The sequence below is a fragment of the Sphingobium limneticum genome (genome assembly GCF_008710155.1).
Lineage (GTDB): Bacteria > Pseudomonadota > Alphaproteobacteria > Sphingomonadales > Sphingomonadaceae > Sphingobium > Sphingobium limneticum.
On record NZ_VYPZ01000024.1, the window covers coordinates 42,642 to 57,782 of the forward strand.

At 61.8% G+C, this 15,141-nt stretch carries 7 protein-coding genes; all 7 read left to right on the forward strand.

The genetic code is table 11. From position 1 onward, the window contains the following. The 7 genes from F4U94_RS19280 to F4U94_RS25465 all read left to right on the forward strand — a co-directional run bounded on the left by F4U94_RS19280 (position 1) and on the right by F4U94_RS25465 (position 14,562). Positions 1 to 1,482: an alginate export family protein gene (locus F4U94_RS19280; RefSeq protein WP_120249905.1), complete on the forward strand. Its 1,482-nt coding sequence runs from the start codon at positions 1 to 3 to the stop codon at positions 1,480 to 1,482. A gap of 97 nt (positions 1,483 to 1,579) precedes the next feature. Further along, the gene (gene mqo, locus F4U94_RS19285) at positions 1,580 to 3,304 is read left to right on the forward strand and encodes a malate dehydrogenase (quinone) (RefSeq protein ID WP_120249906.1); all 1,725 of its coding nucleotides are present in this window, start codon (positions 1,580 to 1,582) and stop codon (positions 3,302 to 3,304) included. Between the two features lie 445 nt (positions 3,305 to 3,749). Further along, positions 3,750 to 8,378 carry an Ig-like domain-containing protein gene (locus tag F4U94_RS25090; RefSeq protein WP_232015922.1) on the forward strand — a complete coding sequence of 1,543 codons (4,629 nt, stop codon included), beginning with the start codon at positions 3,750 to 3,752 and terminating at the stop codon, positions 8,376 to 8,378. Between the two features lie 92 nt (positions 8,379 to 8,470). Continuing rightward, entirely contained in the window at positions 8,471 to 10,201 is a 1,731-nt protein-coding gene (locus tag F4U94_RS19310; RefSeq protein ID WP_120249907.1) for a type I secretion system permease/ATPase, read from the forward strand. Next, a complete protein-coding gene (locus F4U94_RS19315) occupies positions 10,198 to 11,559 on the forward strand; it encodes an HlyD family type I secretion periplasmic adaptor subunit (RefSeq protein WP_120249908.1) in 1,362 nt (453 codons plus the stop codon). The genes F4U94_RS19310 and F4U94_RS19315 overlap by 4 nt, the downstream gene beginning before the upstream one ends. 674 nt (positions 11,560 to 12,233) lie before the next feature. Beyond that, positions 12,234 to 14,390, forward strand: coding sequence for a DUF4347 domain-containing protein (locus F4U94_RS19320; RefSeq protein WP_170271968.1), 2,157 nt, complete (start codon positions 12,234 to 12,236; stop codon positions 14,388 to 14,390). A gap of 25 nt (positions 14,391 to 14,415) precedes the next feature. Then, positions 14,416 to 14,562, forward strand: a complete 147-nt coding sequence (locus tag F4U94_RS25465) for a TonB-dependent receptor (RefSeq protein ID WP_170271967.1) — start codon at positions 14,416 to 14,418, stop codon at positions 14,560 to 14,562. Positions 14,563 to 15,141: the final 579 nt, after the last annotated feature.

Here is a 15,141-nt window from a genome sequence, read left to right on the forward strand (position 1 = left end):
ATGGTTCGTTTCTCCTGCGCGGCCAAGCGCCGCCCCGTCGCCATGTCTGTTCTCACCCTTGCTACCCTGTTCGCCAGCCCGGCATGGGCAGACCACATGCCGACTGAACCTGCCAGCCTCTATCCCGCCGATGCCGTTGGCGAAGGATCGGTGTCGGGCGGCTATGCGCTGTCGCGCTGGGCGGAGGATTGGCGCGACAAGGCCGATCCCCAGCAGCGCGACGACATGTTCGATCGCCTCAAATATCTGCCGCTCGACAGTGATGGCGACATCTATCTAACTCTCAACGGTGAGGCGCGGGTGCGCGTCAACTATACCACCAACCTCAACCTGCGGAATGCTGGCAATCAGCGGCAGGACATCAACCGGCTGGTCGGCGGTGCGGACCTGCATGTCGGGCCGCATCTACGCTTCTATGGCGAAATCGCCCATGGCGGCATTTCCGGCGACAATATCGGCACGCCGTCGGGATCGTTGCGCAATGATCTGGTGCTGCTCCAGTCCTTTGCCGAAGTGAAGGGGCGCGTTGCTGGCATGGACCTAGGGCTGCGCTATGGGCGGCAGGAATTTACCGATGGCGCCAATCTGCTGACGTCGCAGCGCGACAATAATACGATCCGCTATGCGCTGAACGGCGTGCGTGCCTGGGCGCGGACCGAAACGCTGCGCATCGACGCCTTCGATTTCAAGCCGACCGCGTTGGGCAATGGGGGCACCGGCGACGACAAGGTCGAGCAGGGCCGGCGCTTTTCCGGCCTCACTGCCGGCATCCGTATTCCCAACAAGGCGTTGGGCGGATCGGAACTCTATCTCGATCCCTTCTTCTGGCGATTGCGCACCAGCGATGCGCTATGGGGCGGTGTGACCGGTCGGGTCGAACGCTTCTACGCCGGCGCACGGCTGTGGGGCGAGGTCGGCCCGGTCAATCTCGACTGGACCGTCAACCACCAGTTCGGCGATTTCGATGGCCGTGACATCAATGCCTGGCAGGTCTTTTTCAACCAGAGCTACAAGCTGCCAGGCGACCTGCCGATGGCACCGCGCATCGGCTTCCACGCCGATTATGCCAGCGGCGGGGGCACGTTCGAGGGCGGCACGCTGAAAGCTGCCTACGCACCCTTCGGCAATAATATCTATTATAGCTACCAACTGTGCATGACGCCGACCAACCTCCAGACACTGGCACCCAGCCTGAGCCTGTCGCCGCTCAAGGGGGTGAAGCTGTTGATGGAATATCAGTTCGCCTGGCGCGTCGACGAGCAGGACGCAGTCTATCGCGCCAACAAATCGATCTTCACCGGCACGCAATCGGTGTCCGGCCACAAGATAGGCGAATCGATCCGCGCCCAGATCAGTTGGTCGATCACGCCCCGCCTGTCCTTTGTCGGGCGTTACGAGCATCTGGATGCGGGACCGGTGCTCAGCCGCGCAGGCTTCGGTAACAGCGATTACCTGGCTGGCTGGTTGAGCTTCCGGTTCTGATGATGGATGGGGTGGCGCGTATGACCTGACCGACAAGATTGGCGACCATGCATCCGGCCGTCCGGCCCCTCTTCACGCAGTTTCGGAACTCAAGATCATGACATCCTCCTCCAGTCCGGCAGCAACTAGTCGCCGGCCTTTGTTCAAGAAGATCCTTTTCGCTTTTGCCATCGCGCTCCTGCTGCTGGCGATTGCGGCCACGGCGTTTCTGTTCCGTCCGATGGCCTCTCCCGTTGGCAAGGCGGCAGCCAATGACAAGCCCGTAGATGTGCTGGTGATCGGCGGCGGCATCATGGGCGTGACGCTTGCCACCTATCTTCAGGAAATGGAGCCGGACTGGCGGATCGATATCTATGAACGGATGGACAAGGTGGCGCAGGAAAGCTCCAACGGATGGAACAATGCGGGCACCGGCCATTCGGGCTTTGCCGAACTAAATTATACGCCGGAGAATGCAGACGGAACGATCGCGACCGAAAAGGCCGTGGACATCGCCGAACAGTTCGAAATTTCCCGCCAGTTCTGGTCGCATGAAGTGAAGCAGGGTCGCCTGCCCCGGCCCAGCGATTTCATCAATCCGACCCCGCATATGAGCTTCGTCTGGGGCGACGATAACATTTCTTATCTGCACAAGCGCCGCGACGCGCTGGTCAAAAATCCGCTCTTCTACGGCATGCAATATTCGCAGGATTCAGCGCAAATCCGCCGCTGGGCGCCGTTGGTGATGGAAGGCCGCGATCCTAAGCAAAAAGTGGCCGCGACCTTCATGCCGCTGGGTACGGATGTCAATTTCGGCGTCATCACCACCCAGTTGACCAACGCGCTGACCCGCAATCCCAATTTCAATCTTCAACTGGGCCATGAAGTGCGCGGCCTGCACCAGAATGCGGACAAGACGTGGAACGTCACCGTCCATGATCTGAAAAAGAACAGCGATGCCGTGGTCAAAGCGAAGTTCGTCTTCATCGGTGCGGGCGGTGCCTCACTCAAGCTGCTGCAAATGTCGGGTATCCCGGAATCGAAAAATTATGCTGGCTTTCCCGTCGGCGGCCAGTTCCTGGCATTTGAAGGCCCCGCCGCCACCCGCCGCCACAATGTGAAAGTCTATGGCAAGGCGGAGGCGGGTTCGCCGCCCATGTCGGTGCCGCATCTTGATGCGCGCAAGCTTGACGGCAAGTCGGTCACCCTGTTCGGTCCTTTCGCGTTACAAAGCACGAAGTTCCTCAAGCATGGATCGTCGCTCGACCTGTTCGCGTCGATCTACAAGAATAATGTCAGCGGCATGATGAAGGTCGGTGCGGAAAATCTGGATCTGGTCCGTTATCTGGCGGAGCAGGCGACGCTGACCGACGCTCAGCGCCAGGCCGAACTGGTCAAATATTATCCCAACGCCAAGCGCGGCGACTGGAAGCTGATCACCGCCGGCCAACGTGTGCAGGTGATAAAATATGATCCCAAGAAGGGTACGGTGCTACAGTTCGGCACGGAAATCGTGACGGACAAGGATGCCAGCATTGCCGCGCTGCTGGGCGCCTCGCCGGGTGCCTCGACCTCGCCGGCGATCATGCTGGACGTGATGCGTCGTGCCTTCCCGCAACAGATGGCCAGCAGTTGGAAGCCGAAAGTGGCTGCGATGGTGCCGTCCTATGGCCAGAAACTCAACGCCAGCCCGGAACTCACCAATCGCATCCGTCGCATGACCAGCCAAACTCTGGGCCTACCCTATGTCGAGGTGCCGACGACCCTGACCGGCGTAGCGCGCGAAGCCGGACCCAATCCGACGATCAAGCGCAATCTCAATCAGGAGCAGCAGGCTCTCTAATCTATACCAAAGGGGCAGGAAAGATTGTTGATGAGCCTGAGAACGGGTCATATTTACAGTCTTTCCTGCCTGTTCCCCGATGTGGCATCGCGGCCAGAACGAACCGGGTGATCGGGCCGGGTCGCCATCCTGTCACCCATTGAGGAAGACAACTCTGCCAGTTTCGTTGCTCGAACCTGCCGGTCCACCTTATGGCTGGCGATCGATCGCGAGTGAAAATTGGGAGAGTAAAATTGGCCTTTGAGCGGCCGATTAGGGTCCACTTCGGCAAGCGGCAGCTGGGAACTGGCTGTCGGGCTGACATTTCCGTTGTTCGACAGAATCTTGTGTTAGCAAGACATATATTTGTCATGACGCCAACCTACTGCCTCAACCCGGTCTGACAGCATGACTCAAGTTGGTGGGGACCGCTTGAGCAGGCATGTCCTTTTTGGGGTAACCGTTCATGGCGTCGAACGTCTTCATTAACGAAATTCACTATGACAATGCCGGCACCGACAGTGGCGAGTTTGTCGAAATCGCGGGTCTGGCAGGCACCGACGTCACCGGATGGAGCATCGTGCTCTATAACGGCAATCCTGCCCAGCGCAGCAGTTACAGCACGCAGACGCTGAGCGGCGTCATCAGCGACCAGCAGAATGGATATGGCACGATCCGCATCGCCTATCCCGCCAACGGCATCCAGAATGGCGGGTCTGGCCCCAGCGGCGAACCCGACGGCGTCGCTCTGGTCGATGCGCAGGGCAATGTCGTCCAGTTCCTGAGCTGGGAAGGCAGCTTCACAGCGGCGAACGGTCCTGCGGCGGGCATGACCAGCACCAATGTCGGCGTGTATGAAGACGGGACTCAGAACGGAACGTCGATCGGCTTGGTCGGCACGGGCACCGGCGCCGCCGATTTCCAGTGGGCGCTGATCAACGGCGCGACGGCAGGCGGCGTCAATGCTGGCCAGAGCTTTGGCGGCGGCACGCCCAACCCGACGCCCGGCACGCTGAATATCGCCGATGCCAGCATCGTGGAAGGCAATGCGGGCACCGGCGAGATCGTCTTCACCGTCAGCCGCGTCGATGGCAGCAGCGGAGCGGTATCCGCCGCGTGGACGCTGGCCTTCGGGTCGGCCGATGCCGCCGATTTCGGTGCCGGTTTCGCGACCGGTGGAACGGTGAATTTCGCTGACGGTGCGACCACGGCAGAAATCCGCCTGCCGATCCAGGGCGATACGGTTTTCGAGGCGAATGAGAATTTCGCGCTGACGTTGAGCAACGCCACCGGCGGCGCGGCGATCGGCCGGGCGACCGCGACCGGCACGATCACCAATGACGATGTGGCCCCGCCCGCACCAGCGGCGAACGTCTTCGTCAACGAAATCCATTATGACAATGTCGGCAACGATGTCGGCGAGGCGATCGAGATTGCGGGCGTCGCGGGAACCGACCTGACCGGCTATCGGATCGTCTTCTACAACGGCACGAACACGCCCGACGCGGCGCCGGTCTATGACACGCTGGCCCTGTCCGGCGTGATCGACAATGAAGGCAATGGCTTTGGCGCGCTGTCCTTTGCTCGCGCCGGTATCCAGAATGGCGGCGCGGACGGTTTCGCGCTGGTCGCGCCCGATGGCACGGTGATCCAGCTGCTGTCCTATGAAGGCACGTTCACTGCCGCGCCGGGTACGCCCGCCGCCGGCATGACCAGCACCGACATTGGCGTGGCCCAGGAACCGGCGCCGGGCGTCGGCCTGTCGCTGCAACTGACCGGCGCGGGGTCCAGCGCCGCCGACTTCAGCTGGACCGCGGGATCGGCGCAGAGCTTCGGCGCGCTGAACGCGGGCCAGTCCTTCCTGCCCGCCGACGGCCCAAGCCATGTCCGCATCAGCGATGCGCGCGTGGTCGAAGGGGACGATGGCGTATCCAACATGGTGTTTACCGTGCAGCGCGCCGGTGGCCAGATCAACGCTGTGAGCGTGGATTATGCCGTGCTGTTGAACGGCACGGCGGACGCGGCCGATCTTTCGGCCAATGCGCCGCTGGCGGGCCGGATCAGCTTCGCGGCGGGCGAGTTCAGCAAGCAGATCATCGTGCCGGTCAGGGGCGATACGCTGAGCGAAAATAACGAGACGCTGTCGGTCGCGCTGGGTGCGACCACCGGCAACGTCATCATCGACCGGGCGGTCGCCACCGGCACAATCGTCAACGACGATCCGATCGCGCTGGTCATCGGGCAGATACAGGGCGAAGGCCATGTGTCGGCCTATGTCGGGCAGACCGTGATCACCGACGGCATCGTGACCGCGGTCGCCAGCAACGGCTTCTATCTTCAGTCGGCGGTCGGCGATGGCAATGCCCGCACGTCGGACGGCATCTTCATCTTCACGTCCTCCGCGCCCGGCGTCGTGGTGGGCGATGCCGCGTCGGTCCGTGGCACGGTGTCGGAATATGCGGGCGACCCGTCCAGCCTGTCGGTGACGCAGATCGTGTCCCCGGTGGTGAACGTCACCAGCCAGAGCAATGCGCTGCCGTCGGCCGTGCTGATCGGGACGGGCGGCCTGACGCCGCCCAGCCAGGCCATCGATCATGATGCGCTCAGCAATTACGACCCTGCCAATGACGGCATCGATTTCTGGGAATCGCTGGAAGGGATGCGCGTCACGATCGATGCGCCGCAGGTGGTGTCAAACACCAATCAATATGGCGAAACCGATGTCGTGGCTTCGCATGGTGTTGGCGCGACCGGCATGAACGATCGCGGGGGCATCACCATTTCCCCCAATGCGGACGGCACGGTCGACTATAACCCCGAAAAGATCCAGATCGACGCCGACAGCATAATCCTGCCCGGCTATAATCCTGCCCATAGCATCGGTGATCAACTGGCCAGCGTGACCGGCGTACTGAACTATAGCTTCGGCAATTACGAGTTGCTGGCGACGGAAGCGGTTAGCGTCACCAAGGATGTGACGCTGGAACGCGAAGTGACGACGTTGCAGGGCGACGCCAATTATCTGTCCATCGCTACCTATAATGTCGAAAATCTGGATGCGGGCGACAACAAGTTCGACATATTGGCCAGCAATATCGTCTATAATCTCAAGGCGCCCGACATCGTCGCATTGCAGGAAATCCAGGATGCCGATGGTGCGGGAACGGGCGGCAACCTGTCCGGCACCGTCACGGCGCAGGGCCTGATCGATTCCATTTATGCCCAGACTGGCAAACATTATGCCTATGTCGAGGTTGCGCCCGACACCGCCAATTCGACCGGCGGCGAACCCAATGGCAATATCCGCAACGGCTTCCTCTACAATGTCGATCGCGTATCCTATGTCGATGGCAGCGCGGAACTGATAACCGGCGGCGCCTATGCGGGCAGCCGCAAGCCGCTGGCGGCGCAATTCAACTTTGCAGGCCAGACGATCACAGCGATCGACGTTCACTTCACCTCGCGCGGGGGCAGCGACCCGAACTGGGGCAATACGCAGCCTGCGCAGGCGGCTGGCGATGCCGCGCGCACCGCGCAGGCAGCGGGCGTCAAGGCCTATATCCAGGAGCATCTGGCCGATGATCCCTCGCTGAACTTCGCGGTGCTTGGCGATTTCAACGGCTTTTATTTCGAGGAGGCCCAGACCCAGCTGACCGATGCCGCCAAGGGCGGCATGCTGACCAACCTCAACACACTGCTGCCGCCTGAAGAGCGCTACAGCTACATGTTCGAGGGCAATGCCCAGCAGATCGACCATATATTGGTTACGGGCGGTCTGGCGCAGGACGCCCGATATGATGCGGTGCATATCAATGCGCAATTCAGCGGCGATCGGCCGACCGACCATGATCCGCAACTGGCCCTGCTTATGCTGGGCGCCGCGCCCAAGGATCTGGTCCTGACCAATGCGGCGGTTGCCGAAAACCTGCCGGCGGGCAGCCTGGTCGGCACGTTGGCGGCGACGGACACGGCCAACGACGTGCTGACCTACAAGCTGGTCGACGATGCCAACGGCCTGTTCGTGGTCGATGCGCAGACCGGCGTCATCACGACGACCGTCGCACTCAACTATGAAGCGTTGACGTCCTACGCCATCGTCGCGAAGGTGACGGACACGGGTGGCCTGTCCACGCAGAAGGGCTTCACCATCGCCGTTACCGACGTCAACGAAGCGCCGACCGCCGCGAACGACAGGATCGCGGTGAACGAGGATGCGACCAGCCAGAATCTCTGGTCCACATTGCTAGCCAATGACAGCGACCCCGATGTCGGCCAAACGTTGAAAATCAGTGCCGTTGACACCAGCAAGACGCTGGGCAGCGTGATCTTCGACGCCGCCACGCAGCAACTGCGCTATGTCGCCGATCATGACTCGTTCGATGCGCTGGCTACCGGCGCCAAGCAGACGGACAGCTTCACCTATACCGTGACGGACGGGCAGGGGCTGACCAGCACGGCAACGGTCGAGGTTTCGGTGACGGGCATTGCCGACGGCATCGTTCGCACAGGCACGATCTTCTCCGACACGCTGAACGGCACGGCGGGCGAGGACAAGCTGTCGGGCGGTCTGGGCAACGATACGCTCAATGGCTTGGACGGGCACGACATTCTGGACGGCGGCATCGGCAACGACAAATTGTATGGCGGCGCTGGCAATGACGTTCTGTTCGGCAGCCTTGGCAATGACATGTTGAACGGGGGCGACGGCAACGACATCCTGTTCGGTGGTCTGGGCGATGACGTGCTGACCGGCGGCAAGGGGATGGATGTGTTCCATTTCGGCCGTCTGGACGGCAATGACAAGATCACCGACTTCGACGTCACGCAGGACAGCATCGTTCTGGACGACGGCATTTCGCTGCTTCGGTCAAAGGTGCAGGATGTCGATCGCGACGGGGTGAAGGATCTGGTTCTGACCTTCAGCCTGGGTACCACGGTCACGCTGCTGGGCGTGAGCGACGCCAAGGCGATCAAGTTCGGCGCGCCCGACCAGTGGTCCGACCATCAGCCCGGCGCTGGTGGCATCCTGGATGGGATCGGTGATTTCATCTTCGATCGCTTCGGTGGGTTGTTCGACTCGGGCCACGGTCTTTGAAATAAGGTCCGCTCAACGCGGATAAAAATGATGCTTCGCCGCGCGACGGTCATCCGTCGCGCGGCGAAGCCTTGAATGATAGTGGTATGGGAATGACAGATAGGGTTCAGGGGCCGCTGCGCGCGGCATTGGCATGTTGCAGGCGGCATTTTATCGCCACGGCCGGTTTCAGCGCATTGGTAAACCTGCTCTATATCGCGCCCACCATCTACATGTTGCAGGTCTATGACCGGGTCGTGCCGACGCAGGGGTTGCAGACGCTACTGTTCCTGACCCTTGTGCTGCTCTTCGCGCTGGTAACGCTGGCCTGTCTTGACCGCGTGCGGCAGCGATTGCTCACGCGTGCCGGGGTGCAGATGGACGCGGTGTTGGCCCCGCTGATCCTGGATGCCACGCTGGGGCGGCCCGACATGGCCGTCGCCCGGCAGGCGCTGCGCGAGTTCGACCAAATGCGCGGCACGCTGACCGGGCCGGGCATATTGGCGCTGTTCGACGCGCCATGGGTGCCCATCTATCTGCTCGTCTGTTTCATGGTGCATCCCTGGATCGGCGCGTTGGCAGTTGCGGGGTGCCTGCTGATGCCGATCCTCGCCGGGGCCAATGAGCGGCTGACGCGCGGTCGGCTCGATCTGGCGCAGCGGATCGCGGGGGAAAGCTATTCCCATCAGGATGCCTTGCTGGGATCGGCGGACAGCCTGCGCGCGCTCGGCATGCGCCGGGCGATGGTCGCGCGGCAGTTGCGCCAACGCGAAGCGATGCTGTCGGCGCAGACCGAAGCCAGCCTCGCGTCGGGAAACATTCTGACCGTCACCAAATTCGTGCGCATGGCACTGCAATCGCTGGCGCTGGGGCTGGGCGCGCTGCTGGCGGTCGACAATCTGATTTCGGCCGGTGCGATCTTCGCATCGTCCTTCCTCATCGCCCGCGCGCTCCAGCCGGTCGAGCAGCTGATCGGAAGCTGGAAGGCGATCATCCAGGCGCGGCAGAGCTATGCCAGCATCGACGCCCTGCTGGCGACCATGCCGGATGCGTTCAGCCAGACCCGCCTCCCCGCGCCGCGAGGGGCGATGCAGCTGGAGGGCATCACCGTCCTCAATGAAACGCGCGACGGGGCGATCGTGCAGGCCGTGTCCCTGCGCGTCCAGCCGGGCGAAGTGATCGCGGTGATCGGGCCGAGCGGCGCGGGGAAGTCCACGCTGATCCGCGCCATCGCCGGGGCGGTCCTGCCCGATCGCGGGACGGTGCGGATCGACGATGCCGATGTCCGGGACTGGGACCCTGAGCAACTGGCCCGGCATATCGGCTATCTGCCGCAGGATTCGGCCCTGTTCGCAGGCACGGTGGCCGAGAATATCGCCCGGTTTGCGGGCGAACTGGGCGAGGATCGCGCCGCCATCGACGCTGCCGTCGTGGCGGCGGCGGAGCAGGTCGGAGCGGGGCCTCTGATCGCGCGTTTGTCCAACGGCTATGACCATCGGCTCAGTCTGGGCGGACGCGGCGTGTCGGCAGGGCAGGCGCAGCGCATCGCCCTGGCGCGGGCCATCTATGGCGATCCGGCGATCCTGATCCTGGATGAACCCAATGCGCATCTGGACGGGGAGGGTGACGCCGCTCTGATCCAGGCGCTGACCGCGCTCAAGGCGAAAGGCAAGACGATCCTGATCGTTTCACACAAGCTGGGCATATTGCCGGTGGTGGACAAGATATTGGTGCTGCGCGACGGGCGGGCCGAACTGTTCGGACCGCGAGACGAGATTTTGGCGAAGGTCGCCCCGCCCAATATCCGTCACATGCCCACGCCGCCCGTGGCCGGTGCGGCATGAACCGGCCCGCCATCGTCCCCGTGCCCAAACCGGCGTCGACGTCGGTTTCGACCCTGGCCGATCCGTTGCGCGACATTCGGGTCGGGCTGATCGTGGCTGCGATTTTCTTTCTGGGCTTTCTGGGCTGGGCGGCATTCGCCCGGCTGGATGCGGCTGCCTATGCGCCGGGGACGCTGGTGGTATCGGGGCAGCGCCAGTCGGTGCAGCATCGCGACGGCGGCGTAGTGGGCAAGATTTATGTGCGCGAAGGGCACCGGGTTCAGCGCGGCCAGTTGCTGATGACGCTGGCCGCTGCGGAGGTTCAAGCGCAGGAGCGGGCGCTGGCGTCGCAGGCCATCCGCCTGCTGGCGCAGCGCGCCCGGCTGGAAGCCGAGCAGTTGGGCGTCGGCCGCATCGTGCCGCCGCGCGAATTTGTGTCCCTGTCGACGGAGGACAAGGCGGAAGCCGCGCTGGCGATGCGATTGCAGCAGACCGAATTGTCGGCGCGCACCTCTGTGCTGGGGGCGCAGCGCGACGTTTTGGCGCAGCGGGCGGCGCAGTCGGGCGAGCAGGGGCGGGGTTATGGCGAGCAGACGGTCGCGACCCGCGAGCAATTGCGCATCCTGGATGAACAGATCACTGCGCTAAAGCCGGTGGCGGACAAGGGGTTCGTGTCCAAGACCCGGATGCGCGAACTGGAGCGCGCGCGGGCCGAACTGGAAGGGCAGCGCGGCCAATATGCTGCCAGCGTCGCGCAGACGCGAGGGGCTGCGCGTGAAAGCGAGATGCAGGCGCTGGAGGCGCAGCGAAGCTTCCGTGAGCGTACCGCGTCGGACCTGCGCGACGTTGAAACCGCGCTGGGCGAGATATTGCCCAAATGGCAGGCGGCGCGTGATCAGCTGGAACGGACCTCGATCCGCGCGCCAGCGACCGGCGCGGTGGTCGGCATGACCATCTTCACGCCCGGCGGCGTCATCGCTTCGGGGCAGAAGCTGATGGACATCGTACCGGAAGACGAGCCGCTGCTGATACAGGCGCGCATTGCGCCTGACGATGCCGATGACCTGACGGTCGGCAAGAAGACGCTGGTGAAATTTTCAGGATTGCATGAACGGCAGCTGCCCAATTTGGAAGGGGAGTTGCGGCGCCTGTCCGCCGACAGCTTTGCCGATGAAAAAACAGGGCAAAGCTATTTCACCGGCGATATCGTGGTACCGCGCAGCCAGTTGGCGCTAATCCGCGATGTGCGGGGCAAGGATTTCGAGCTACGGGCAGGGATGCCGGTGCAGATACTGATCCCTCTGCGTCAGCGCACTGCGCTGGACTATGCGATCGAGCCGCTGGTCGGCAGTTTCTGGGCCTCCTTTCGCGAGCATTGAAGTGGCTCATTCCTGAGTCGGATGGCGACATAATCAAAATGGGGAGGTTTTTTGTCATTACTCATGACAAGACTGCAATATTGTCATGAGTGAAAGTGCGACGGTATGACCAACCATTGAACTTTCGCGACGGGGGTAGCGTCCTCAAGAAAGCGGACATTGGCGGTGCCATGCGATGATATCGGTTTGCTCCGGGATAACGGGCTGTTTCGACGTGATGGAAGCTATCAGCTCGCTTTGGAGCAGCAACGTCCATAACGTGACGGCTATGCGCCCGATCCTGGGTGCCTAATTTAGAGACGTTTCCAGGCTTCGGTTCGTCGCTCGTTTAACTTTGTTTTCACCATCTTAGCACACCTTTTTAACTGAAGAGGTGACAGGCGGATGCGACGGTGATGAAAATTAAGGGTTCTCTGACATCCAAACGGCGTCCGCACCTCCTGTCGCTTGAGCCGCGGATGATGTTCGATGCGGCGGCCGCAATTACGCTGCAAGATGCTGTAACAAAAGCAGATAATGTCGATCATGGCGCCATGGACAGCCCGGATCGTGCGGACTTTTCACGTATTACCGAACGGCCCGGACCCGAGCCTGTCTCTCTAGAGGCCGGTAATCCGGCTCAAGCCCCGATAGAGCCGAATCAGCCCGCAGATATTTCGGCTACGACACGAGATGTGATTTTCATCGACACGTCGATTGCCGATTATCGGCAATTGGCCAGCCAGTGGGCTGATCGCGGCGAGGTCATCCTGATCGACGGCACAGGCGACGGCGTAGAACAGATGCGCTCGGCGCTCGCCAATCGGTCCGGGATCGATGCCATCCATATCGTCAGCCATGGTGCCGACGGCGTATTCTGGCTCGGCACGAGCAAGGTAGACGAGACGGCGATTAATGGCGGCTTGTACAATTCTCTGGCCGATATTGGCAGATCGCTGAGCGTCGATGGCGACATATTGATCTATGGCTGCGATTTCGCTCAGGGCGCCGTCGGTCAGGCGACGATGGAAGCGCTGGCACGCGTGACTGATGCCGATGTCGCAGGGTCCAGCGACATCACGGGCGATCGTGCGCGTGGCGGCGACTGGGTGCTGGAATCGCAGGTTGGAACGATCGAGGCGCGCACACTGGATGGCGGGGACTGGGCACATACGCTCGATCCGAACAACCCGATCCCCATCGCAGTGACGGCCGACAGCCTGCGTGTCGTCAACGGCAGCGGCACGGTGGTCGTGAACGGTGCGACAGGCTATGGTTCGGACGGACGTTCGCCCGACGTAGGCCAAGGCGCGGTCGCGACATGGACCAATGTCGCAACCTTCAATGGCCAGCAGGTCGATTTGCGAGCGACCGTCGTGTCGATCAGCACGGGCGATGCCATCCGTTTCAACAGGCCGACCGGCACCGGTGTGAATGGCGACGATCCGACATTCCTGTTGCGCGACCTGACGACCGCCAATGATGCGACTGTCGAGATTCGCTGGGAACTGGTCGTGTCCGGCACGACGACGCCGTTACCGGCGGACGTGCGCTTCACCATCGCGGATATTGACGGCATCGGCGGCGCGCCGAATACGCGGGAAAGCGTGACCGCCTCTACGCAGGGGCTGGCCTATTTCACGCGCGAGGGCGTCAGCAATATCAATTTCACGTCGTCGCTGGACCAGATTACCGCGTCGGGCACGCAAAATGAGAATACCGTCGCCAATCAGCCTATCACATCGCAATCGGCCGCGACATTCGATTGGAGTGCGGTATCGTCCTTCACGCTGAGTTATCGTCTCACGACCAACAGCGTGACGACGCAGGCGCAATTCTACCATGATGGCGACGCCGACTTCATTTATACAAATCCGGTCTATGTCTCGATTCCGCGGCTGGATCTGGATGGGAATGACAGTACGGCGTCCGGCAATGATGCGCATTTCACCTTTACAGAAGGCGGGCTATCGACGTCGATCGTCGATACCGACATCGTCGTCAAAAACCCGATGGACGTCAGTTCCATCGTAGGCGGCACGGTCGTCCTGACCAACTATCAGGCAGGCGACAGCTTCACCATCGGCACATTGCCTTCCAACATCAGCGCGACCATAGGCCCCGTTACGAACGGTCGCCTGACGGTGACTTTATCCGGCACCGGCAGCGAAAGCGATTATGCGGCTGCTTTCCAGGCCATTCGCTTCAGCAACAGTTCCGATACGCCCAGTTCCACCGAGCGCGTGATCAATGTGTCCTTTTCGAACGACACATTGACGAGCGCAGTTGCCGTCAGCCGGATCACGGTCATCCCTGTCAATGACGCGCCGGTCGCCGTCAACGATAGCGCGACGACGGCAGAAGATACGCTGGTCACTATTCCCGTGCTGGCGAACGACAGCGATCCCGATGGCGATCCACTGACCGTGACCGCTGCCACCGCGCTGCACGGCACCGTGACGATAAACGCCAATGGCACGCTCACCTATCGGCCCAATGCCAACTATAATGGTACGGATACGATCAGCTACACGATCAGCGACGGGCAGGGCGGTACCGCCAATGCCACGGTCGCGGTGACGATCACGCCAGTCAATGATGCTCCAACGCCGGTGGGCAGCTTGCCTGGTCGTGCGACGCAGGACGGGTCGGCTGTGTCTTATCCGACCGCTTCTGGTTTCACTGATGTGCAACAAGGTCGCCGGCGTCCCCGACTATTTGATCAACGGCAACGTCGAGTGGGACATTCCGTTCATCCGGGCACTCACGCTGACCGGTCGCGTCGTCCATACCGGCGACCAGCCCGCCAACAATACGAACACGCTCGAGCTGCCGAGCTGGACGCGGTTTGATACGGGTGCCCGCTACGTCGCGCTGGTGGCGGACAGGCCGCTCACCCTGCGGTTCAGCGTCGATAACATCGCCAACAAGCGCTATTGGGCGACGGCCTTCGACAGCTCGCGGCCTGACCTTCTGCAAGGCGCGCCACGCACCTTCAAACTTTCGGCGTCCATCGACCTCTGAGCCGCGATCGGGAACGACGCCGCTGACCAGCGCCGTTCACGGTTCCACGTATCCCGCGCATACTGTTCGTATGGACAGGGGCTATTGCGCCAGCGATCCACACTGGGGACGTGATCACTGGTCTTGTTGCTCTCCACCCCTCAAACGGCGAGTACGACAGATCGCTTTGATGGAGTGTATTTGGCGGTCGGTCATCGGCTACATGGACGGTTTTCGCAGGACGGCCTCGATGGCACTCCAATGAATCCCTTTATTAGTTTGCGAGGTTCACTTCACGTGACGCAAATGTCGTTCTCTGGTCGGCAGCCGTCAGAAAAGCGGAACGTCTGCTGCTGAGGATCGAAAATTGGGCGCTGAGCGTCCGGCATGGGTCGACTGCGGAAAGACGAGATTTAGAACTTACCCGCTGTTCCGGCAGGGCTGGTCAAAGTTCGGCTTTCGGCAAGGCCGGAGTAGGCATTCGGTGAAGGCCGCGGATCAGGCGGCTTCGCGTTGATCTTCGGCTGCGCGCCAATTCCATGGCAGCAGTTCGTGGAGACGGTTCTGGGGGATGTCGGCGATGCTGCTGAGCACATCGGC

Coding starts and splice junctions, on each gene's coding strand:
- F4U94_RS19280 (WP_120249905.1), top strand. CDS start 1: ATGGTTCGTTTCTCCTGCGCGGCCAAGCGCCGCCCCGTCGCCATGTCT.
- mqo (WP_120249906.1), top strand. CDS start 1,580: ATGACATCCTCCTCCAGTCCGGCAGCAACTAGTCGCCGGCCTTTGTTC.
- F4U94_RS25090 (WP_232015922.1), top strand. CDS start 3,750: ATGGCGTCGAACGTCTTCATTAACGAAATTCACTATGACAATGCCGGC.
- F4U94_RS19310 (WP_120249907.1), top strand. CDS start 8,471: ATGACAGATAGGGTTCAGGGGCCGCTGCGCGCGGCATTGGCATGTTGC.
- F4U94_RS19315 (WP_120249908.1), top strand. CDS start 10,198: ATGAACCGGCCCGCCATCGTCCCCGTGCCCAAACCGGCGTCGACGTCG.